Annotated in this window: 20 protein-coding genes; 16 read left to right on the top strand and 4 right to left on the bottom strand. The window is 51.6% G+C overall.

What is annotated here, in order from left to right; translation table 11 throughout:
- Positions 1-2: 2 nt before the first annotated feature.
- Together ACSPJT_RS03005 and ACSPJT_RS03010 are read left to right on the top strand one after the other, a co-directional pair.
- Positions 3-2,240: a hypothetical protein gene (locus ACSPJT_RS03005; protein ID WP_435894890.1), complete on the top strand. Its 2,238-nt coding sequence runs from the start codon at positions 3-5 to the stop codon at positions 2,238-2,240.
- A gap of 17 nt (positions 2,241-2,257) precedes the next feature.
- Positions 2,258-3,685 (top strand): sulfatase, encoded by a 1,428-nt coding sequence (locus ACSPJT_RS03010; protein ID WP_435894891.1) that lies wholly within the window; start codon positions 2,258-2,260, stop codon positions 3,683-3,685.
- Here ACSPJT_RS03010 and ACSPJT_RS03015 read toward each other — a convergent pair.
- Positions 3,675-4,499, bottom strand: a complete 825-nt coding sequence (locus ACSPJT_RS03015) for an HAD-IIA family hydrolase (protein ID WP_435894892.1) — start codon at positions 4,497-4,499, stop codon at positions 3,675-3,677. The genes ACSPJT_RS03010 and ACSPJT_RS03015 overlap by 11 nt on opposite strands.
- 128 nt (positions 4,500-4,627) lie before the next feature.
- Here ACSPJT_RS03015 and ACSPJT_RS03020 point away from each other — a divergent pair, with 128 nt between their 5' ends.
- Positions 4,628-4,999, top strand: coding sequence for a hypothetical protein (locus ACSPJT_RS03020; protein WP_435894893.1), 372 nt, complete (start codon positions 4,628-4,630; stop codon positions 4,997-4,999).
- 6 nt (positions 5,000-5,005) lie between these two features.
- Here ACSPJT_RS03020 and ACSPJT_RS03025 read toward each other — a convergent pair whose 3' ends face one another.
- From ACSPJT_RS03025 to ACSPJT_RS03035, 3 genes are read right to left on the bottom strand one after another with little or no spacing between them, the layout of a single operon-like run.
- Entirely contained in the window at positions 5,006-5,788 is a 783-nt protein-coding gene (locus ACSPJT_RS03025) for a 3-keto-disaccharide hydrolase (protein WP_435894894.1), read from the bottom strand.
- Between the two features lie 51 nt (positions 5,789-5,839).
- Positions 5,840-7,888, bottom strand: coding sequence for a murein biosynthesis integral membrane protein MurJ (murJ, locus tag ACSPJT_RS03030; protein ID WP_435894895.1), 2,049 nt, complete (start codon positions 7,886-7,888; stop codon positions 5,840-5,842).
- Between the two features lie 34 nt (positions 7,889-7,922).
- Positions 7,923-8,957, bottom strand: coding sequence for an L-threonylcarbamoyladenylate synthase (locus ACSPJT_RS03035; protein ID WP_435894896.1), 1,035 nt, complete (start codon positions 8,955-8,957; stop codon positions 7,923-7,925).
- A 146-nt stretch (positions 8,958-9,103) separates the two neighbouring features.
- Between ACSPJT_RS03035 and ACSPJT_RS03040 the strand changes: the two genes are divergently transcribed.
- The 13 genes from ACSPJT_RS03040 to ACSPJT_RS03100 all read left to right on the top strand — a co-directional run bounded on the left by ACSPJT_RS03040 (position 9,104) and on the right by ACSPJT_RS03100 (position 23,289).
- Positions 9,104-9,682 carry a shikimate kinase gene (locus ACSPJT_RS03040; RefSeq protein ID WP_435894897.1) on the top strand — a complete coding sequence of 193 codons (579 nt, stop codon included), beginning with the start codon at positions 9,104-9,106 and terminating at the stop codon, positions 9,680-9,682.
- Positions 9,683-9,774: 92 nt separating this feature from the next.
- On the top strand, positions 9,775-10,776 hold the full coding sequence (locus ACSPJT_RS03045; protein ID WP_435894898.1) for a polyprenyl synthetase family protein: 1,002 nt from the start codon (positions 9,775-9,777) through the stop codon (positions 10,774-10,776).
- A gap of 204 nt (positions 10,777-10,980) precedes the next feature.
- Positions 10,981-11,472, top strand: coding sequence for a transcriptional regulator NrdR (gene nrdR, locus ACSPJT_RS03050; RefSeq protein WP_435894899.1), 492 nt, complete (start codon positions 10,981-10,983; stop codon positions 11,470-11,472).
- 82 nt (positions 11,473-11,554) lie between these two features.
- Complete coding sequence (locus tag ACSPJT_RS03055; RefSeq protein WP_435894900.1) at positions 11,555-12,124, top strand: hypothetical protein; 570 nt, start codon at positions 11,555-11,557, stop codon at positions 12,122-12,124.
- 13 nt (positions 12,125-12,137) lie between these two features.
- Positions 12,138-12,485, top strand: a complete 348-nt coding sequence (locus ACSPJT_RS03060) for a histidine triad nucleotide-binding protein (RefSeq protein WP_435894901.1) — start codon at positions 12,138-12,140, stop codon at positions 12,483-12,485.
- A 16-nt stretch (positions 12,486-12,501) separates the two neighbouring features.
- Positions 12,502-13,263 (top strand): exodeoxyribonuclease III, encoded by a 762-nt coding sequence (locus ACSPJT_RS03065; protein ID WP_435894902.1) that lies wholly within the window; start codon positions 12,502-12,504, stop codon positions 13,261-13,263.
- Between the two features lie 249 nt (positions 13,264-13,512).
- On the top strand, positions 13,513-13,959 hold the full coding sequence (locus ACSPJT_RS03070; RefSeq protein ID WP_435894903.1) for a hypothetical protein: 447 nt from the start codon (positions 13,513-13,515) through the stop codon (positions 13,957-13,959).
- Positions 13,960-13,998: 39 nt separating this feature from the next.
- Positions 13,999-14,907, top strand: coding sequence for a peptide chain release factor N(5)-glutamine methyltransferase (prmC, locus tag ACSPJT_RS03075; protein ID WP_435894904.1), 909 nt, complete (start codon positions 13,999-14,001; stop codon positions 14,905-14,907).
- 23 nt (positions 14,908-14,930) lie between these two features.
- Positions 14,931-16,208, top strand: coding sequence for a UDP-N-acetylglucosamine 1-carboxyvinyltransferase (gene murA, locus ACSPJT_RS03080; RefSeq protein WP_435894905.1), 1,278 nt, complete (start codon positions 14,931-14,933; stop codon positions 16,206-16,208).
- A gap of 249 nt (positions 16,209-16,457) precedes the next feature.
- Complete coding sequence (gene rpoD, locus ACSPJT_RS03085; RefSeq protein ID WP_435894906.1) at positions 16,458-18,329, top strand: RNA polymerase sigma factor RpoD; 1,872 nt, start codon at positions 16,458-16,460, stop codon at positions 18,327-18,329.
- Positions 18,330-18,753: 424 nt separating this feature from the next.
- The gene (gene rho / locus ACSPJT_RS03090; protein WP_435894907.1) at positions 18,754-20,574 is read left to right on the top strand and encodes a transcription termination factor Rho; all 1,821 of its coding nucleotides are present in this window, start codon (positions 18,754-18,756) and stop codon (positions 20,572-20,574) included.
- A 97-nt stretch (positions 20,575-20,671) separates the two neighbouring features.
- Positions 20,672-22,468, top strand: a complete 1,797-nt coding sequence (gene lepA / locus ACSPJT_RS03095) for a translation elongation factor 4 (RefSeq protein WP_435894908.1) — start codon at positions 20,672-20,674, stop codon at positions 22,466-22,468.
- Positions 22,469-22,680: 212 nt separating this feature from the next.
- On the top strand, positions 22,681-23,289 hold the full coding sequence (locus ACSPJT_RS03100) for a hypothetical protein (protein ID WP_435894909.1): 609 nt from the start codon (positions 22,681-22,683) through the stop codon (positions 23,287-23,289).
- Positions 23,290-23,424 lie beyond the last annotated feature (135 nt).

Here is a 23,424-nt window from a genome sequence, read left to right on the forward strand (position 1 = left end):
CCTTGAATTTTTCCATTTCCAACCTCATTTTTTCTCCGACTCCACTCACGCTGTGGATTGGGATTATTGCGCTGTTAGCAGTAGGCACGCTGTGTGTCATGGCCATCAGGCGATCCACGCGTCCTAAGCGCACCGGAGCCTTAGAAGCACTGCGTTTTCTTTGTGCTCTAATTTGTGTGCTGATGCTCTGGCAGCCAGAATGGCGAGTCATCACTGAGCCTAACAGCAAACCTGAAGTAGCGATTCTCTTTGATGCTTCGCGCTCGTCTACGACAGCAGATGCGATTCTCCCCGTGGAGTTAAGTGCCAGCCAAGAAGTTGTCACGCGTTCCGAATGGATGGAAAAAATCCTTGGCAGCGATCTATTCAAGCCGCTTAAAAGTGATGAACGGAACCGTGTTTTTGAAGAAGGTTTTTCCGCACCTCCGGAAGATGCTGATCCAGCGACGCTGGCGTTAGCAGGCACCGATATCTACAGTGCCATCGACAACATTCTCGAAGAACACAACAACCTACGCGCCATGATCCTCCTCACGGATGGCGATTGGAACACCGGCATTGGGCCAGTAGCCGCTGCGCAGAAAATGCGCCGCCGCAACATTCCTCTCTTCGCGATTCCCGTGGGCAGCGACAACCGGCTTCCAGACCTGGACATTTCCAATGTTACCGCGCCCACATACGGTATCGTAGGCGAAAACGTACAGATCCCCTTCACGATTGTATCCTCGCTCGATCGCGATGTGCGCACCATCGTAAGACTTCGTGATATTAAATCTGGCAAAGAACGCACCAAGAACATCGTGATCCCTGCTGGAGAGGAATACCATGATTCCATTCTATGGCGTCTCACTGCGGAAGGATCCTCCACCCTGGAGTTATCCATTCCCGTCGCCACCGGAGAGATGGTTGCCAAAAACAATAAACGCCAATTCACCATCGCCGGACGCAAGGAATCACTCAACGTGCTGGTTATCGAGTCGACTCCACGTTGGGAATATCGATTCATTCGTAACGCCCTTTACCGAGATCCAGGTGTCACTGTCAGTTGTTTACTACTCCATCCACAGTTGGGCGAAGGTGACGGCCCAGGATACATCACCAAGTTTCCTGAAAAACTCGAAGATCTACAAAAATACGATGTCGTTTTCATCGGTGATGTTGGCATTGGAAATGGTGGCTTGACCAAAGAACAGGCAGAACTCCTCAAGGGACTGGTGGAAGACCAGGCCAGTGGTATTGTGTTCATTCCAGGCCGCCAGGGCAACGAACATTCATTGGTCGACAGCCCATTAGGAGATCTCATTCCAGTCATTCTCGATGACAAGCGTAAGGAAGGATATAGTGAAACCACCGCATCTCAGCTAAATCTAACATCAGAAGGCAAGGGCTCGCTGCTAACCATGCTTGGTGATACCGAGGACGATAACCCTGTGATTTGGAAAAGCCTGCCGGGCTTCTACTGGCACGCTCCTGTCATTAAAGCCAAGGGGGGCACGGATGTTCTGGCTGTGCACGCTAACCGGTCTAACGAGTTTGGTCGCATCCCCATGCTGGTCACCAAGACCGCAGGCAATGGCAAAGTCCTCTTCCTCGGCCATGATTCTGCATGGCGCTGGCGTCGTGGTGTCGAAGACCTTTACCACTACCGTTTCTGGGGACAAGTCGCGCGTTGGATGTCCTATCAGCGCAATATGGCCGCTGGCGAACGTATCCGCCTTTACTTCACACCGGATCGCCCCAAACCCGGTGATACCGTCACTCTCAACGCCAACGCCTTCGACCAATACGGAGCCCCGCTAAAAGAAGGTGACGTGTTAGTTGATATCACCTCTCCCGACGGAAAAACCCGTCGCATCAGTCTGGACAAGGCGAAAGGCGCTTGGGGTAGTTACACTGGTAGATTCAAAATCGCTCAACCCGGTGCGTGGAAAATTGAAGCCGTTGTTGGTGAGGACAAAGCACACGGCATCAAGACCACTCTGTTAGCTCAAGGTAGCGAAATTGAAAAAACAGGGATGCCCGCTCGCCCCGACGTGTTGGAGGAAATGACTCGTGTCGCACGTGGTCGCATGATTAACGGGGAAAAAATCGCAGCCTTAATCAAGGAGATCCAAGCATTGCCTGACCCTCAAGCAATGGAGACTCGCACCCCCCTATGGTCCAGCTGGATCATTGCAGCATGTTTGGTTCTCCTGCTTGCTATCTTCTGGGTGGGCCGCAAGCTCAACGGAACATTCTAAGCAAACTACTCCGCACCATGCTCTCTCGTTTTTCTCTGCCTGCAATTATTACATTAGTTTCTGTCGCTGGACTTGTTTCAGCTCCGCCCACACTGGCTCAAACTAAGGTTAAACCTAATATTCTCTTCATCTGCGTAGACGACCTGCGGCCCGAACTGGGCTGCTACGGCAAGTCACACATGCACACGCCGAACATCGATCAACTCGCCGCGCAGGGCCGTGTTTTCAGCAGGCATTACGTCCAGGTTCCTACTTGCGGTGCCTCGCGTCATTCGCTTGTTTCAGGCCGATACCCACGGGCTGGATCCGATCGGGGCAATGGAGCTATTTCCGCACGGGCCAAAAATGACAAACTCACTCCGACATTCCCCCAAGTCTTCAAAAACAACGGTTACAGCACGGTCGCTGTCGGTAAGGTCACCCACTATCCGGGAGGACTGATGGGGTCGGAATGGAACGATCCGAAACAGGTGGAAATGCCCGGAGCATGGGATCGAAACCTGATGCCAAGCGGCGAGTGGAAAACACCTCGCAATGCCATGCACGGCATCGCCAACGGTGTGCCTCGGACACGGGGAAAGACTCCCGCATTGGAAATCAAAGAAGGTCCGGACACCCTCTATCCGGACGGTCTTATAACCAACACTGCAATCCAACAACTGGGCGAGCTTACTAAATCGGAGCAACCGTGGCTGCTGGCTGTAGGTATTATCAAGCCGCACCTCCCCTTCACTGCTCCAAAGAAATACTGGGACCTTTACGAAGGCCAGAAACTCCCGGAGGTCACCGATCCAGAGAAACCCAAGCGCTTCCTCACGTGGAACGGCAGCGGTGAATTTTTCGGAGGTTATAATCACCAAGGGAAAGATCCACGCAAAGACGCAGAATACGCTGCCTTGGTGCGCCGTTACTACTACGCGTCGGTGAGTTATGCCGATGCTCAAGTAGGCAAGATCCTCACATCACTGGAAAAATCCGGACAAAAGAACAATACTATCGTTGTGCTCTGGGGAGATCACGGCTGGAACCTTGGAGAAAAAGCGATCTGGGGCAAACACAGCCTTTACGAGGAATCCCTGCAAGTGCCTCTCATCATCAGCACACCAGGAATTTCAAAAGCGGGCACACCAGCTCAAGCGATCACCGAGACCATCGATATCTTTCCAACGCTTTGTGACCTCACCGGGGTTCCAGCTCCTGACGGCTTAGACGGAGTTTCGCTAAAAGCTCAACTCGATAACCCTGCCGCGGATAGTGACGGTCTGGCTCGCTCGTTTTGGGGCGGCTCGCAGTCAATACGCACAGACAAATACCGACTGACACGCGGAGGGAAAAAAGATCAGACAAACTATAACCTTTTTCTTTTCCCCGAAACGGAAGCTCCCGACCAAGCTAAGGTCGACTCCGTGAGTAGCGAACTTGCTCCAAAGTTTTTCAAGCCATAGCCGCTAACTTCGCTTGTAACTGCGGCATATAGAATGACTCCGGAATGTCATTCAAACAAGGCACCACGAGATCAGGGTGATAGGCGAATTTCTTCAAGTCGTCTTCATTGGTATGACCACTGAGCACCAGCACGGACTGGTAACCTAACTGAACTGCCCCTAACACATCAGTGTACATGGTATCTCCTACCATGATCGTCTCCGCGGTACGCAGGCCCAGTGATGCACGAGCCATTCGCATCATGACTGGGCTGGGCTTCCCTACTGAAAATGCCTTCATTCCAGTAGCGCTTTCAATCATCGCAACGATCGCCCCACAGCCTGGTCGGATCCCCTCATCCGTTGGACAAGTGGTATCTAAATTTGTGGCGACCAGAGCAGAGCCCTTCGAAACCAAACGCACCGCTTTTTCAATCATTTCAAAGTTGATGGTACGCCCCTCCCCAACCACCACGTAGTCGGCGTCATCATCAACCACAGTGTAACCGTTCTGATGCAGGGCCGCTGCCAGACCGTTCTCGCCAATAACGAAGGCCGTGCCGTTAGGCTTTCGCATGGAGAGATAGCGCGCAGTCGCCATGGCGCATGTGAAAATATCCTCTGGTTCGGCCGGAACGCCGAGTCGATTCAATTTTAGAGCAACGTCTCTGCGGGTACGCTGGCTATTGTTAGTCAGGAAAAGATAAGGGATGTTGTTGCTTCGTAATTTTTCTAAAAACTCAGCAGAGCCTTCGATCATTTTCTTCCCCTTGTAAATCACGCCATCCATGTCCAAAAGAAAGCCGACGCGTTTTGATTGTTGGTTGTTCATCATGCTGCCGAGGCGAGCAGATTACATGCCAATGCAGGTGTGTAAGAACAACATATTCGCCACTTTACGGCTCAACTTTGGCGATTTCTGATGACAATGAAATCAGCTAATGCAAGCTGTGGATCGAACACATGAAAGTGATGAATCCTACCGCGAGTTCCTACACTGCCATCGGTGCCATATTTATAGCTTATGCACTAACTGGCAGCGTCGTAGCCTCCGTAGGGAGCAAGCTGGCTACAACAATCGAGAACAGTGACATCATATTGCCACTGATCTCACAAGTCGTGATGGAAATTGTCAGCACGGGTCTGCTGCTCCCTCTCACGATAGCAGCGGGAGGCATCATCTCAGTAATCTTGGCTGTTCTCAGTAAATCAGATGAACGCAGAGGTCAGTTCATCACACTCCTAACAACGTCTTGGCTCCTGCTTCTGGCCGGAACCTTATTAACGCTGTTAGGCTTTACACTGCCTTTTGTATACCTCCTACAGTCGATATAAGGCGGACTACTTCTTCAGTTCAGTCAGCCAGATATTGCGGAACTCGATCGGGTCTCCGTGCCACTGAATACGCAATGGCGCTTTTTCCGGATGTGTCTTGGGGTATTTCGCCACTTTTTTGTGGGTGGTCGGTCCGTAGATCACCTGTTGATCATGAATTTTCACACCATTGTGAACGACGGTAACGTGTGCTGATTTCATAACTCCATCTTCACCATAGACCGGGGCCTGGAAAGTGATGTCGAAGCTTTGCCATTCACCTTGTGGGGCAGACGGATTTACCTTAGGTGGAGTTTGGCCGTAGATCGCACCGGCTTGGCCATCGGCGTAGGTGACATTGGTATGACTTTCCTGAACCTGGATTTCGTAGCGGTCCATGAGAAAAATCCCGCTATTACCACCACCTTGACCGCTGACCTTACGTCCGGCTGGAATTCTCCATTCAACGTGAAGCTGAATGCTCCCGAATGATTGTTTTGTTCTGATGTCTCCTGGAGAAGCTATCAGAATACCATCTTGGACTTTCCAGTTCTTGGTGAAGGCATCGGTATTTTTACCGTCGAAAAGAACGATGGCGCCTTCCGGAGCTTTGGTCGTGACCGCCGTCTTGCCAGCAACTTTTTCAGGATGGGGACGAGTCATATCGTGCACCGTGTACTCGCTCCATGGTTGCTTGGGCGTATCGTATTTCTTCTTTTTCGTCTCTTGGGCTAAAACCGTAGAGAGACTGGAACTCACCCCCGCCAACACGAGAGCACACGAAATTTTTTTCAGATGATTAGCATTCATTACAAATCCCATACTGCTGCGTAGAGAAAGATCTGTCAGGATAAATCAACGTCATCCTCTCTTAAAGCCAGCTTTCAGTTCGGCCAAGCTGGTTGCTTTGGTGAACAAGACCAAAACAGCGTAAGCGGACATGCCAAGGCCGATGAGAAGAAGCAGTGCGATGCAACGTTTCCAGAAGCCGTCGTCAAACCAAGAGCCTAGCACCTGATAACCAATCCACACTAGCAGCCCCATCGCCACACTCGCGATGGTGATACGTAATGTCTTGGTCCAAAAATCCTTACCGGGAGTAACAAGCCCCTTGAGGCCCTTCGCCAAGAGGAACACATTGACCCAAGCAGCAACGGTGGTGGCGATGGCGATTCCGACATGACCGAGCGGCCCGAAAAGAATCAGGCTCACCACGATATTTACAATCACGGTGATGCCAGCCATCATCATCGGAGCTTTAGTATTTTCGCGTGCAAAATAACCAGGCTGGAGAACTTTGATCAGCACGTATCCCGGCAGGCCTAGTGCAAAACCTTGCAGCGCCCTGCCTGATTGCAAGGCATCGTCAGCCGTAAATTCTCCACGCTGAAAGAGCACGCTGATAATGGGAACCGGAATGACTAACATCGCCACCGCCGCAGGAAGCGTGATGAGCAAGCCAAGCTCCATGCCTTTGACCATACTATTGGAGGCACCTAACATATCATCACGACGAACCAAACGAGTGACTTCGGGAAGCAACACGACACCCAGAGCAATGCCTATCATACCAAGTGGCAGCTGATAAACGCGATCCGAGTAATATAGCCATGAAATCGCACCAGCTTTGAACGATGCGATCACACCACCTACGAGCAAGTTAATCTGTTGAATCCCAGCAGCCAGTATCCCCGGCCCCATCAGCAGGAAAAGGCGTTTCATCGAACCATCGATCACTGGCTTCTGAAGACGCACTCGGTAGCCGTTTTTTCTACAGGCTCCGTAAAGCATCATGAACTGCAACAGGCCAGCAACAGCGACACACCATGCCAACACATGCGCCGGAACATCCGAGTGCATCCACTGCACAAATACTCCCAGTCCGACCAAAAACACCAAGTTCAAGAGAATCGGAGCCGCAGCCGGCACGGCGAAGATTTTGAAAGTATTCAACACTCCACTGAGGTGGGCGACTAACGCCATGAACAATAGATAACAAAAAGTGATCTGCGAGAGCTTCACAGTCAGGCTGAATGTATCAGGATGGTTACGATAGATTTTCAGCGCAGGCGGGTTTCCATTTTCATCGGGGGCTATCACTGAGCCGGAGGTAGCCACGAGGGCCATTTCACCCTCAAACCAGCCGTAGTTGTGTTTTTTAGGTAAACGGATGCGTGCTTGGCCATCACCAGAAATGATCCATTTCATCGACCCGGACCCCGTTGTCGGACCAGAGAACGGCAGTGCCACCAAATTTACCATGGGCGGATTAGGTGTCCGTTTCGCTTTTTCGGCCCGGACTTTCTCTTGGGCGGAGTATGCCTCGCTGACCTGTTCGACAGTAAACGAACCTCCCCGCTCCCCCGCTCCCCAGAACTTTGGAAAGACAAGTGGCTGCTCCTCCACAAAGCGGAGGTTTCGGAGTTCATATACACCGGTCAGTGCCTCGACATTATTTTCTGGAACGGTCAGGTAAACATCGCGCATGCCATCCACTCTAACCGAAAAGTCCTTGGCTATATTTGGACTCCCCTGCATTTGCAGAGGCATTTCTACTTTGGCTTTAAATCCTGGCACCACCGCACTCATCACCCAGTGCATGCAGGGAATGGCCACGATGCTGATTGCGATGAGAACAGCTGCTAAAGTAGAGAAGGCATTCGATGCAAACCTCATCGCACTCTCTTCACCGTCATTTTCCAATCGCCGCCCAAACATGGGAACAAAAGCGGCATTGAATGCACCCTCGCCGAAGATCCGTCTGAACAAATTAGGAAATCGGAACGCAGAGAAAAAGGCATCGCCTAACAACCCAGACCCGAGATACCGAGCGATCAGAATATCTCTCAAAAATCCTAATACCCGACTGATGGCCGTGAAGCCGGATACTTGCATGAGGGACTTAAGCATCAGTGGTAGGTAGTAAGTGGATAGTAGATGGAAACTACTTTCTCGAGGAGGCGCGACGGAGCTTGTCCATGATGGCTACCCCCAAACCGGTCTCAGAGACTGGCTCTGCGATGATTTCATCAACCCCGCTTTCATCAAGTAAGCGCAAGACAAAGAAAAAGCGCACAGCGGCCTCGGCGAGCTTGCCATTGCCTGGAGAAAGCTCTTCCACATGGTCCCACTCGTAGGCGTTGATGAATCCGGTTTTTTCCGAACCACAATAGCTGAGCAATCCATACTTTTTACCAGCTTCGGGTTTGAAATCCTCAGGTTTCCTCAGCAACCGAAGTGGGGTGACTGGTGCGTAGTGACTGTCGAGTTGCCCCGGAGCCTCGGGAGCCTCGTTTGAACGGTTGCGTTTGGGACGCTCCACTTTTCCAAACCTCTGAAGCATTTCTTTGGTCACCGGACCAGAGCGAAGCATGTGAAGGACCGGTCGTTTCTCCCCAGCTTCTGGACGAATAATGGTGCTCTCTAATCCCTCACGACAGGCACCTCCATCCACGATGGCAGGTATGCGCCCGGAGAGCTCTTTCTCCACAGCGGATGCAGATGTCGGGCTGATCCGGCCAAAGCGGTTAGCGCTCGGGGCAGCGACAGGATGACCAAGCCCTCTAACAACAGCCTTCATAATCGGATGAGCACTCATCCTAACAGCTACGGTAGGCAGACCGCTGGTAACAATATCCGGCACGCAGTCTTTTTTGGGTAATACTAATGTCAACGGTCCTGGCCAATGGGCTTTCATGAGCTTAGCCACCACTTCCTTAAGTTCCTCCGGTACTTCAGCCACTTCATCGACTTGTTCGAACGAGCCGACATGGACAATCAAAGGATCAAATGCAGGTCTTTCTTTCGCAGCAAACACCTTGGCCACAGCCTCGGGATTGAGGGCGTCAGCACCGAGACCGTAAACGGTTTCCGTAGGCAGAGCCACGACTTCACCTGCAGCTAGCAAGGCTACAACATCCAAGACAACTTTATTTTGTGCCGCCGGATCGGAGGCATCGATGATTCGCGTTTCGCTCACGTGGTTGGAAGTAGCTTATGAAAGCCGTGGAACCAAGGAAATTGACTGCAAATGCGTCATCAGATCCGAGGCAGGATCGATGAGTGTGACACATTTATCCATCTTCCCTATCGCCATGCACGGTTCCGTTCCGTTACAGTCCGGTCATGGACCACGGACCCGACGAATGCAATCCCCTGCGCAATATTGTGCTGGTGGGGTTCATGGGTTGCGGCAAGTCCACCTTGGGTCGGGTTCTTAACCAGAAGCTATCCTACCCTATGACTGACACCGATCAGGTCATTGAAGAACAGACCGGAAGAAGCGTGGCCGAAATTTTCGAAAGTGATGGCGAGGAAGGTTTCAGAGAATTGGAAACACGGCTCCTGAAAAGCATGCTGAGTAGCGAGTGTAACCACCACATCATTTCCACGGGAGGAGGCATGATCCTGCGTCCGGAAAATCGCCAACTGTTACGCCAACTCGGATTTGTTGTTTGGCTCTACTGCTCTCCCGAAGAGACATATTCACGCACCTCGCGAAACAGCAATCGTCCTCTGCTTCAATGCGAAGACCCGATGGCAGTCATCAACAAGATGCTCACCGAAAGAAGCCCGATGTATGAAGAAACTGCTCATCTGAAAATCAGCACATCTGGCTTGGAATTCGATGAAATTTCTTGTGGAATTCTCGAAAGTGCCCGCTATCACTTCGGCACCCATCCGGAATCCGAGAACGCCTCCTGAATCCCCCATCCATTACAATTCAAACAGCTGACGCTAAACCGCTATTGCCAAACAGCCCGCTCTATGCTCACAATCTGAGCACCTTTTCTGACATGTCTTTGATCAAACCCAGCACACTTCCCAAAATCCCCTTCAAACTTGTAAAGAAGGAACTCAAGGAAGTGGAAGCGCAAATACGCGATCAAGTTCGCGCCTTTGATCCTTCGGTTGAGCCCTACATCGATTACATCTGCAACACCAGTGGCAAGCGGATCCGTCCTGTACTCTCAATCCTCGCTGGTGGCGCTACAGGAGGCGTCAATGCAGGTCATATTAAAATCGGCGTCATCCTCGAGCTGATCCACATGTCTACACTGGTGCACGATGACATCATCGATGGTGCCGATACCCGCCGGAACGTGCCTACCGCCAATGCCAAATGGGGCAATGGCATGGCTGTACTCCTCGGCGATGCTCTCTTTTCTCACTCCCTACTGCTTGCCACCGAATTCGACAGTATCGACATCTGCCGCAAGGTGGGCAAAGCCTCCCGAGAAGTCTGCCAAGGTGAAGTCATGCAGACTCAACGTCGCTTCGATCTCACGCTCACGAAGAAAGATTACTTCCACATCATCGAGATGAAAACCGGCGCTCTCTTTGCCGCCGCAACCGGCATCGCCGCATCCCTGTCTGGCGTCTCTGAAGAAGTCGAACAGCGACTTTACGACTACGGTCTTAAGCTCGGCACCGCCTATCAGATTTATGACGACTGTTTGGATCTGGTCGGTTCTGAGGATGAAGTCGGCAAGACCCTGCGGACCGATCTGGAAAAAGGAAAACTCACTCTGCCTCTGCTCAACTTGATCGAGAAAGCGGATCCGGCTCAGCGAGAAAAACTTAATAAGCGCATTATCGAGCAACAGCCTCTCGATCTTCCCGTGCTGATAGGCATCGCCGAATACGAAGGCTCAGTGGAAAGCTCATTGAACACAGCCTCCGCTATGCTTTTAGAGGCCCGCGAGGACCTCGAAGTTCTTGAACCAGGTGAATGGCGTGACGGTCTCACTGAAATCACCCACTATCTCGAGGGACTACTCAACGAGTGCCGTCGTTAGAGAATCCGCGCCACGTTGGCGGGATTAAATTTTACCCCTAAATTGGGGCTTTTGGGGTCTTTTCACCTCGCATAGGGCATTTTTCCAAAAACTATACTTTCGAGAAGCTTAATATCATTCTGCTCGACTAAATATAGTATGATTTTTGCTTTGATACCCCCATATCTGCTGTTCTAGCCTCCGCGTCAACAGTCGGAGATACCTATGCGTTGTATTCAGTGCGGATCATTAAAAGATAAAGTCATCGACTCCAGAATGTCGAAGGACGGCACCACTACGCGTAGACGGCGAGTTTGTCTCGCATGTGACTACCGTTACACCACCTACGAACAGATCGAACGAACTGAGCTTCAGGTCGTTAAACGTGACGGAACAAGAGAGTCGATCAATCGGGAGAAAATTTTCCGTGGCTTGGTCAAAGCCTGTGAGAAACGCCCAGTATCGATGGATCGGTTAGATCGTGCAGTTGAGGAAATTCTAGCAGAATTGCACAAAGACCACCTGACCGAAGTGCCCTCTAGCAGCATTGGCCCGAAGGTCATGAGCAAGCTGCATGAAATCGATCCGGTTGCCTATGTTCGCTACGTCTCGGTTTACAGACAATTCGATGATGTCGGCGAGTTCATCCGTGAGATTCAGGCACTCGAAACGCGTGCGTCACGCGATCCTCACCAACGCAAACTTTTTAAAGAGTAACCCTTACCTGAAAAACCTAACCCACAGCCCTTCCATGAAATAACCCCCCGCCCAGCACCAAACCTCCCCCCCTCTCTACCGCATGATTTGCATCGTCGGAAATCGTCCAGTTCTTCAGATCGGCCGTCATCAAGTGACCGGCTATGACACCAGCTGGCTGCGTGAGGCAATCCAACGTGGAGCGGAGGCTGCGGAACGAGAGGACTTCCCTTTCATTGATGACCTGTTAGCTGGGATTCTTCATTACCTTGAACACAAATGTCCACTGCGGGTTCTAACTATCGAAGAGCTGCACTCCCGTGTCCGGAGGATGTTAGAACGGATTGGTTGCGAAGCGATTGCCCGCACTCTCCCCCTGCTAGCCCCGCCCGTTACCCTGAGTCTAGCCCGGGCAGCTCGCGAAGCTGGCAATGGTTTCGAGCTCGCATTTTTCAATAAAATCCACGACGAAATTGAAGACCTCAAGATGCACGGCGTGGAAGAGCTGAACTTCACAGGCACCCGCGACTGCGTCAAACTCCTGCGCGGAGTCAATCGATGGACCGTTCCCTGCGAACGTCTACATGAGGAAATCATCACATTCCTCAAAACCCACGGACACTCAACGCTACCAAACCCACGTGAGATCAGACTCAGTCTAGTAAAATCTTAACCGCCTAACAATCATGTCTGAAAAAACCTTGTTTCAAAAAATCGCCGATCGCGAAATTCCCGCCGACATCGTTTACGAAGACGACGACGCACTCTGCTTCCGCGATATCAATCCACAGGCACCTATCCATCTGCTAATCGTTCCTAAAAAGCCCATCGTCCGGATCGCAGAAGCCTCACCGGAAGATCAATCGACACTTGGGCACCTTCTACTCACCGCACGCAAGGTTGCGGAACAGGAAGGCTTTGCTGAGGACGGTTTTCGCACGGTGATCAACAATGGACGGAATGGCGGAGAGGAAGTCCCACATTTACATCTTCACATACTTGCCGGTCGCCAGATGAAATGGCCTCCAGGCTAAAATCACTCTATCAACTATGAAAATCATCTCATGGAACGTGAACGGCATTCGTGCCGTCATTAAGAAAAATTTTGCCGAGTTCTTCTCCGAACATCAGCCAGACATTCTGTGCCTTCAGGAAACCAAAGCACGTGCCGAGCAAGTGGACCTACCATTGGAAATGGCGGGCTACCACAGCTACTGGAACTCTGCTGATAAGCCTGGTTACTCAGGTGTTGCCATTTTCACCAAACATGAGCCGATCAGCGTGACCAACGGAATCGGCATTGATGAGCATGACACCGAGGGACGTGTGATCACCGCGGAGTTTGAGGATTTCTACCTGGTCACCGTTTACACTCCGAACTCGAAAAACGAACTTCTCCGTCTACCCTATCGCCAGCGCTGGGACGCCGATTTTCTGGATTACTGCAAAATGTTGGAAAAAACCAAACCCGTCATTTTCTGCGGCGATCTCAACGTGGCTCATCAGGAAATCGATTTGGCCCGGCCTAAACAAAACCGTCGGAACGCCGGCTTCTCAGACGAAGAGCGCGCTGGTTTTGATAATATCGTCACCGCTGGTTTCACCGACACCTTCCGCCATTTTTACCCCGATACCACCGAGGCTTATTCCTGGTGGAGCTACCGCGCTGGAGCACGCGGCAAAAACATCGGCTGGAGAATCGACTACTTCTGCGTCAGCCATTGCTACACGGACAAAGTCTCCAAGGCTGAGATCTTGGCTGATGTATTGGGATCTGATCACTGCCCTGTGCTGATTGAGCTGAAGGCATAAATGGATAGTACTATCCATTTGTCATCATTGAAAGGTTTGAAAGGTGGGGTTGGGAAAAAAAAGCTTTCGGCCCTCCTGATATCTCAACGAGTCATGAGATTCCTACAAAACAGGAAAACTATTTCCCGTTCTTGATTTCTATCAGGCTCACGGCATGATTTGTCCGTGCCGGACGACTTCATATCCCTCGAGACGGGAAAACCCTTCACCCACTGCTGCTCATGTGACTGTTTGCTTTCAGACGCGAGCATGCACATCGTCAATAAGTCTTACGTCGCCAACGAGTGCGTCTTCGAACTGGCTATGTGTTTCGAATGCCGGGAGGAAATGAATGCCAAACTCTCTGAGCAATCACGTGTGGCGATGTTCGATTTCATGCATGACCATGCAGATTTGGAACAGAGGGAAGAAGAGCTAGGCAGGGATTCTGAGACTGCTGCCTATCTCGCCTCATGTCTCACCTGTGGAGTGGAAGCACAGGGCCTAACAAACTACACGATCGGTGGTATGTTCAGTGGTGATTACCTGATCAAAGGTCCATTTCCCATGCTCATTTGTGGCCAATGTGAGGAAAAACTCGGTGAAACAATTTCTGATGAGACTAGAGACGTCTGGGACAAATTCATTGGCGAGAATTTCCCCGGCCCGCCCTCCGAGGTGAAACTCCCCACCGGAAGTAAACCGGTCTTTTTCTAAAGCTGAACCCAGTCGTCCTCACCCTTGCCACCCGCAACTATGACCACCGTCCTCGACATCATCGAAAAAGGAACCCTCTATCTGGAAAAAAAAGGTATCGAGGACGCTCGCCGCAATATGCAATTGCTGGTGAACCATCAGCTCGGTTGCTCCAGAGTGGAGCTATATATGCAGTTCGATCGCCCGATGAGTGAGGAAGAACTAATCCCCCTTCGAGCCAATCTCAAACGCCGCGGCGAAGGAGAACCTCTGCAACATATCCTAGGCACCGTTGAGTTCTACCGCCGGGAATATAAAACCGATGCTCGAGCACTGATCCCCCGTCCCGAAACCGAAGAACTCGCTAGCTTGATCCTCAAAGCTGTCTTTGGAGACGATCTTCGAGTGCTCGATATGGGAACCGGCTCAGGCGTGCTAGGTCTGACGCTAGCGGCAGAACTCGGAGGCCGTTGTGAAGAGATTGTGCTCGCCGATATCTCCAGTGACGCTCTCGCACTGGCTGAGGAAAATGCCACCCTGCTCGGCATCGCGAGATACCGCATTTGCGAGACAGACTTGTTCTCGGAACTTCAGGAAGAAAAATTCAATCTACTGGCCGCAAACTTACCCTACATCGCAGAGACGGATCGTTCATCACTATCCACCGAAGTCTTGCGCGACCCGGATAATGCTCTCTTTGGAGGTAAAGATGGGCTGGACATCTTACGTGATTTCATTCAGCAAGCCCCCTCGCATTTGCATCCAGGCGGCATGATTGCCTTGGAAATTGGTCACGATCAAGCAGAGGCGGTAGAAGCTCTCCTCCAAGAGGCAGGCTTTATCAACATCATTACTCATAAGGATCTCAACGGCATCGCACGCTTCCCTATCGCCACATTACCAGGCTCACCAGAGCCCAATGACTCAAACACACAGCCTTCTGATGCCTCGGCCGACGAGGCTTGTTAATACCACTTACCACCCACCTCCTCATGGACAAACTTCTCGTACACGGCGGCAAAAAGCTGCAAGGCACAGTGCATATCTCAGGCTCTAAAAATGCCTCACTTCCCATCCTTGCTGCCACGCTGTTAACAGGCGAAACCTGTATCATTCGCCGGGTGCCCGATGTATCTGACACCAACTACATGATCCAGATTCTCACCGCTCTTGGAGCTGAGGTCGAACGATCCAGTGGCACTGTTAGAATCACCGCCGGAACCATCAGCCACGATGCACCCTACGAAATCGTGCGTAAGATGCGCGCATCCATCTGTATCATGGGGCCATTGGTAGCCAGACTTCACAAAGCCAGCGTCTCGCTTCCAGGCGGTTGCGTTATCGGTGATCGACCTGTGGACCTTCACCTCAAAGGCCTCGAAGCCCTGGGTGCGACCATCGATATGGAAGGTGGTAATATGCACATCGAGGCCAAAGACGGCTTGCACGGCCAAGAATGTGACCTTCGTGGTAAGCACGGTCCTACCGTGTTAGGCACCGATAACATGATGATGGCCGCTGTTCTGGCGAAGGGTAAAACAGTCATCGAGTCCGCCGCCTGCGAGCCCGAGGTGGTAGATCTTGCGAATTTCCTCAATAAAATGGGGGCTAAAATCACCGGTGCCGGCACACGGAGAATCGAGATTGAAGGCGTGGAAAAACTCCACGGAGTCGACTACACTGTCATCCCAGACCGTATCGAGGCTGGCACATTCATGGTCGCAGCGGCCATGGCTGGCTGCCCTGAAAAAGGCGTCACGCTAAACCGTGTCTGTCAGGAAGACCTCAAGCCATCGACAGCCAAACTCATCGAGGCGGGACACAGCGTCGAGTTCAATGCCAAAGGCACCTCCTGCACAGTCAAACCCGGACAAAACCCGAAAGGAGTAAACATCGTCACAGCCCCCTTCCCTGGCTTCCCCACGGACATGCAGGCCCAGTTCACCTCGTTGCTGGCAGTGACACCTGGTATTTCAGTGGTAGAAGACACAATTTTCCCACAGCGATTCATGCACTGTGCGGAAATGAGCCGCATGGGAGCTAACATCAAAGTAGACAACGGCACGGCTGTGATCCAAGGCGGTAAAAAATTGTCAGGAGCGCCAGTGATGGCCTCTGATCTACGTGCTTCAGCCGCCCTCGTCCTGTCAGGGCTGTGTTCTGAGGGCACTACCGAAATCAACCGCCTCTATCACATTGATCGTGGCTACGAAAACATTGACGATAAACTTGTCATGCTCGGAGCCGACATCGAACGTGTTAGAGAGTGATCCGGTCGTGACTTCCATTGTAGACACAGGAGCCATTCTAGCCTTGATCTGCAAGCTTTCGCGATAAACGTCATCAATTCCTCCTGCGCAAGTTTTCCCTTGACCTGAGCGTATCTCTCGCAGAGATTCACGCCCCGTTGGTTTTACGACCTCTGGGCCCTATAATAGGTGAAGTGTATCTAAGCGGAAAACGCACCGTATTTTTTGCACCCTTCAGCTCTCAATCTGACACATTCCTCCAACACTCATATGGCAACTAAAAAAGCAGCCGCTAAAAAATCCACGGCAAAAAAGACTCCAGCAAAAGCAGCGAGTAAAAAGGCCACCAAGGCCCCGGCAAAGAAAACAGTGAAAAAAGCTGCTGCTAAAAAGGCTCCCGCGAAAAAGGCTCCTACGAAAAAAGCTGCCACAAAGAAAGCCGTAGCCAAAAAAACACCTGCTAAGAAGGAGGCGAAAACGACTACTGCCGCCGCACCTAAAAAGCCTGCTGCGAAAAAAGCTCCCAAGAGCCGCATCGATACTCCGGAAATTCAGGAGAAAATCCGTGAACTGATCAAGCTCGCCAAAGAGCAGGAATACCTCACCTATGACGATGTCAACGAGGTCCTGCCAAACGACATGGTGGATCCCGGCGATGTTGAGGCCATTCTCGATCGTCTCCGCAAAATGGAGTTCGACATCATCGACGCCTCCGAAGTCGATTCCTATCGCGATCGCAAAAAAGACGACGCTGATGAAGCCACCGGCCCGAAGACCGACCAGAAACTCGATATCCTCGACGATCCGGTAAGAATGTATCTCAAGCAGATGGGCCAAGTGCCACTGCTGACCCGTGAGCAGGAAGTGGAAATCTCCAAGCGCATTGAAGACGCCGAGATCGCCGCCAATGCGGAGCTTCACAAGTTTGGCTTCATTGCTAACTGCTACCTTGATCTGGCCGACCGTCTTACCCGCGGCAAGGAGCGCTTCGACCGCGTCATCCAGGACAAGAAAATCGAAAGCCGTGAGCGCTACATGCGCGCTCTTCCGAAACTCTGCGAACAAGTTCGTAACCTGCACGAAGACAACGATCAGATTTTCCGCAAGCTTCAGGCCAAGAACCCACGTGGCAAAAAGAAACTTCTCGAGACCTTTGACAAGAATCTCACCTCCGTCACCCGCCTCTACAACCGTTTCTACTACAAACAGAAAGTGGTTGAGGACTTCAACGTGCATGTGGAGGAGCACCAGAAGAAACTCTGGAAATACGACCGCAAACTCACTGCCAAACCAGGCGACAAGGAATTTGAAACCAAGGTCCGCGAGATCCAGCAGTTAGCCTGGCACAAGACCGATGAATTCGTAGCCACCCGCAAGGGCCTGCGTCACCGCACCCGCGAAGCCTATCAAGCCAAGACAGAAATGGTTGAGGCCAACCTCCGTCTTGTTATTTCGATCGCCAAGAAATACACCAACCGTGGTCTCTCATTCCTCGATCTTATTCAGGAGGGTAACATGGGCCTGATGAAGGCTGTGGAGAAATTCGAATACCGCCGCGGTTACAAATTCTCAACTTACGCCACATGGTGGATTCGTCAGGCAATCACCCGCTCCATCGCTGACCAGGCACGGACCATCCGTATCCCTGTGCACATGATCGAAACCATCAACAAGCTGATGCGCGTGCAGAAGCAGCTGGTGCAAGAATACGGTCGTGAGCCTAGCCCAGACGAAATTGCGGAGGAAATTCACCTTCCCGTCGAGCGTGTTCGCGCCGTTCTCAAGATGGCTCAGCAGCCGATCTCCCTTCAGGCACCTGTCGGTGATTCAGACGACACTTCCTTCGGTGACTTCATCGAAGACAAAGCCGCTGAGAACCCGATGGAAGAAGCTGGTTTTGCCATGCTGAAAGAAAAAATCGGTGATGTGTTAGACACACTCACTGAGCGTGAACGTGAAGTTCTCGAGCAGCGTTTCGGCCTCAAGGACGGATATTCCCGCACGCTTGAGGAAGTCGGTCGCCAGTTCCAAGTCACCCGTGAGCGCATTCGCCAGATCGAGGCCAAGGCACTGCGGAAAATGCGTCACCCCACACGTATCCGCAAACTGGAGGGCTTCATCGAACTCCCCAACCTGCCGTAACCAGCAGCGACAATCATTCAAAAAGGCGTCAGGTTCTCCTGCCGCCTTTTTTATACAATAGGTATCTAGCAATCAGCTGCGAAATAAATCATTGCCAAAGCAGCATAGATACTACATATTGCACGTGTCTGGACGATGTGGCGGTGAGAAATTTGTCTTCCGCCAACCAGGACTCAACTCCAAGGGCTCGCGATCTTGAACGCCCCAGATGGAGATGACTTCCACCCGACTCACATTCCGTGACCGGCGTCATCCAAGCAAGTCATCCGTGACCTCACCTTCATTTTTGGAGGATTTCCTTTTTCCCATATTACATTTCAGAATTCACGATTACCTCGGTTTTCCTCACCCCACTGCATGCGTCCTGTCAATGGTCCTGCCTACCATTTCTTAACTGAATCATTCTCCTATTTCTTCATTTCACATGAGCGATCCATCCACACAGGACCACCATCCTGAAACTCCCGAGGCTACGACCAAGGACTCTAACGAGACCGCCGCCAAAAAGGCGCCAGCCAAAAAGAAGACCGCTAAAAAAACGGTAAAAAAGGCAGCCAAAAAAGCGACCAAAGCCGTTAAAAAGACCGCTAAGAAAGCAGCGAAAAAAGCTGCTAAAAAGCCGACTGCCACTCAGGAGGAACTTCCGCTCGACTCCCCCACTCCAAAGAAAGCCAAAGAACCAAAGGCAGAAAAGCCTGCGAAAACGATCAAAGCAGCCAAGGAAACAAAACCTGAGCCGTCCAACGAACCACAAGCTTCTACCAGTGACGAGACGGAGCAACCGAGAATGGGTCGTGTCAAGGGACTTGGACCGGTCAAGCGCGACAATCAAGATTCACAATCGTCTAACTATCAATCTGACCGCGAGGAACGCGACGACAACCGTCAGAACCGCAGAGATGATCGCAATGACCGCCAAGACAATCGCCAGCAACAAGGAGACCGAAATAAAAACGGTCGCCAGCGCAATGACCGCCGGAACAATAAGCGTAACAAAGGACGCAGAGACGATGGCAACGGCGGTGGTAATCAGAGAAATCAAGGCAATCACCCAAACCAGAAACGCGAACACCAAAAGCGTGAACGTCCGCCGAAACGTGAGATCGTCCTCACCGGTGATCCAGTAGATGTCAATGGGATGTTAGAGATCGCTCCGAAAGGATTTGGTTTCCTACGAGTGCCTGAGAAAAATTACGAGCAGTGTAAGAAGGACGTCTTTGTGCCACCTGATTTCATCCGCACCCATGGCCTGCGCGCCGGTGTCTGGATTCACGGCACTAGCCAAGACGGACCACGCGGACCACAGCTTACCAAGATCGATACTGTCAATGATCTCAAGCCGGAGGAAGCTTTCAGACTCCCCCACTTTGAGGAACTGAAAGCGATAAACCCGAATCGTCGGATTGCATTTGAAACAACCCCCGAGCGATTTACTACGCGAGTGTTAGACATCGTTTCTCCTGTCGGTCGCGGTCAGCGCGGACTCATCGTCTCGCCCCCACGTTCTGGTAAAACAACTCTGATGCTGCACATGGCAGAAGCGATCAGAGAAAAATACGATGAATCGATCCATCTGATTATTCTGTTAGTCGATGAGCGTCCGGAGGAAGTCACCGAGTTCAGACGTTGCCTGCCTGGTGTGGAAATCTATGCCAGCTCAAACGATGATCCATCCCGCAATCACGCGCGCATTGCCGAAATGTGTATCGAGCGTGCCAAGCGTTTAGTCGAAGGAGACAAAGATGTGCTTATCCTGATGGACTCGATCACTCGCCTTGCCCGTGCTTACAACACCGGAGGAGGTGGAGGAGGACGCGGTGGCAATAAAAACCGCGGTTACCAGTCAGGCGGTATTGTCGCAGGAGCGCTTGAACTTCCACGTAAACTCTTCGCCGCAGCGAGAAATACTCGCCAAGCAGGATCACTCACCATTCTTGCCACCGCTCTCATCCAGACGAACTCGCGTGCTGACGAAGCCATTTTCCAAGAGTTCAAAGGCACCGGCAACATGGAACTTGTGTTAGACCGCCGCATTGCCGAGCAGTATATCTACCCAGCCGTGGATATCTTCAAGTCTGGCACCCGCCGTGAAGAACTGATCATGGCAGAGCACCTGCTGCACAAGATCCACCTCATCCGCCGTGGCCTCTCCGGTCACCGTCCGGAGGAAGCCATGGAACGCCTGCTTTTCTTCCTGAAGAAATTCCCTAACAATGCCCAGATGCTCATGGAGATCAAAGGATGATTCCAGTAGTTAGTTATAAGTATTCGGTAGTCAGTAATCAACTTCGCCGCGCTGCGGCATCACCTTCAAACTTTAGCGTATTTCGCGGTTTAAAATAATGAGCACAGAACTCACACGTAACTTCTCGATCATCGCCCACATCGATCACGGCAAGACCACCCTGTCGGATCGACTTCTGGAATACACCCAGACGATTACCGAGCGTCAGAAGCAGGATCAACTGCTCGACGCCATGGATCTTGAGCGAGAGAAAGGTATCACCATCAAGTCCCACCCAGTCGCCATGAAATACAAGGCGAAGGATGGTAAAATCTACAGCCTGAACTTGCTGGACACACCTGGTCACGTCGATTTTTCCTACGAGGTCGCCCGTTCCCTCGCAGCCTGTGAGGGAGCCATTCTGATGATCGATGCCGCACAAGGCGTGGAGGCTCAGACGATGGCTAACCTGCACTTGGCGATGGACCAGAACCTCGTCATTATTCCCGTGCTGAACAAAATCGACCTGCCAGCCGCAGACGTCGAGAAAAGTAAACAGCAGCTCGAAGACATCCTCGCCATTCCTGCCGAGGAAGCGATCCCCGCATCTGCAAAAAACGGCATCGGCATCGAGGACATCCTTGAGGCCGTGGTCGCCCGCGTCCCACCACCGGTGGAGAACGAGGACAAACTTCTGCGCGCCACCGTGTTCGATTCCATCTACGATCCGTTCCGAGGTGTAATTTCCTACGTCCGTGTGTTTAGCGGCACCATCAAGCCGCGCCAACGCATCAAACTTTTTGCCACCGATAAGACATACGAGGTGAAGGAATGTGGCGTCTTCACACCGAAGATGACCAAACGCGATGGACTCATCGCCGGTGATGTGGGTTACGTTATTGCCAACATGAAATCCGCTGACGAGGCGAAGATTGGCGATACCCTAACAGACTCCACCCACCCCTGCGCCGAAGCGCTTCCGGGTTACAAAGAAATCCAGCCGATGGTTTTCTCCGGCATCTATCCGGTCGATAGCTCAGACTACGAGAACTTGAAAACCGCCATGGGCAAGCTGCAGATCAACGATGCGGCATTCACCTTCATGTCCGAGAGTTCATCCGCCCTCGGTTTCGGTTTCCGCTGTGGCTTCCTCGGACTGCTGCACATGGAAATCATTCAAGAGCGCCTCCGCCGCGAGTTCAACATGGACGTCATTTCCACCTACCCGTCGGTGATTTACGAAGTGACCAAAACCAACGGCGAAGAGATGATCATCGATAACCCCTCCTTCCTCCCAGAGGCACAGGAAATCGAGTCAATCCGCGAGCCCATGGTCCGCACCTTCATCATGGTGCCCAGCGAATACATCGGCGATATCATGTCGCTGGTGATGGAAAAACGTGGCGAACTCACCCACACCGAGACCATCGATGACACCCGCGTGATGCTCACCTGTGAGCTGCCGTTGGCTGAGATCTTGGTAGACTTTAACGACCGCATGAAATCAATGACCCGCGGCTACGGTTCCATGGACTACGAGCACTGCGGTTACCGCGCTGCGAAAATGGTTAAAATGGACATGCTCATCGCCGGTGAACCGGTGGAAGCTTTCTCCACCATCGTGCACCGCGACAAGGCAGAAACCTATGGTCGTCAGCTTGCGGTAAAGCTTAAGGAAGTTATTCCACAGCAGCTTTTTGTGGTAGCGATCCAAGCCTGCATCGGTGGCAAAATCGTTGCTGCCGAACGCATTTCCGCGATGCGCAAAAACGTGACCGCCAAGTGTTACGGCGGTGATATTTCACGGAAGCGCAAGCTGCTGGAGAAACAGAAGAAAGGTAAAGAAAAGATGAAGGCCTTTGGTAAGGTCAGCATCCCCCAGGAAGCCTTCATCAAGGTTCTGAAAAACGATTAGAGCTTAATAATCGGCAGGATTTTAACAAGTCCCGGTGAACATTCTTCGTCTAACATATTGGGTGTAGCTCGCCCTACACATGGGACAGAAACCTACGACCTATGTACATTCGAATCTAGGATAATGGCCAAAGGATGATCAAGAACTCATGAATATCTTGTTGACCTGACTAACAAATTCAGTTAGATGCATGGCTGACAACCAACGCACTCATGAAACTAAACACAAAATTATCAAGTCTCGCCGTATCCAGCATACTCACGATAGTATCCCTCACTGGCGTAGCTAATGCTGCCGTGCTAATCACTATCGACCTTAGCGTCGTTAATAAAGTGACGATGACTGCCACCACAGGCTTGTCTGATGTAACGGCTTCTGGTAGTGACACTACAGGAATATACTTTGAAAATTTCTACAGCACGCCCGGCAACTCCCTATCAGCAATATTTGATACCGGAAATATCACTAACGTAGAAAACCCTTCGGACGGAACTCCGGCGTTATTTAGAGCCGGCGGCGGAGCAGACCCAGGACTCAACTTATGGAGCTGGTCTTCAGATGCGACTGTAACTTTCACGGCTGGTTCTCAAGCATTTACGGGATCGGCGACATGGAATCTAACACCTGCCGCATACTTAGACATGGTGAATGGAAATACAACCGGCAATATTTATTTTCCGGCAGACAGTGTCGACGATATCAGTGGATTAGCAGTTCTAGGCACTTATTCTGTAGCCGCTGTTGCAGTGCCTGAGCCATCAAGTACCTTTTTACCCAGCTGTGGTGTTCTCGGTCTGGTCTTCAAACGGTCTCGCCGTTAATATAGCGAGACTCGGCACTATCGATATCGAGGAGACTAATCACGAGCTTTGACAAATAAGCTGAAGCAGGAAACGGTAACCAGCTTAGTGTTATCGACTTATCGTTTTGATCTCAAATGGTCAGTCGGGATTTTC

This window comes from Oceaniferula spumae (assembly GCF_042849255.1).
GTDB classification, from domain to species: Bacteria; Verrucomicrobiota; Verrucomicrobiia; order Verrucomicrobiales; family Akkermansiaceae; genus Oceaniferula; species Oceaniferula spumae.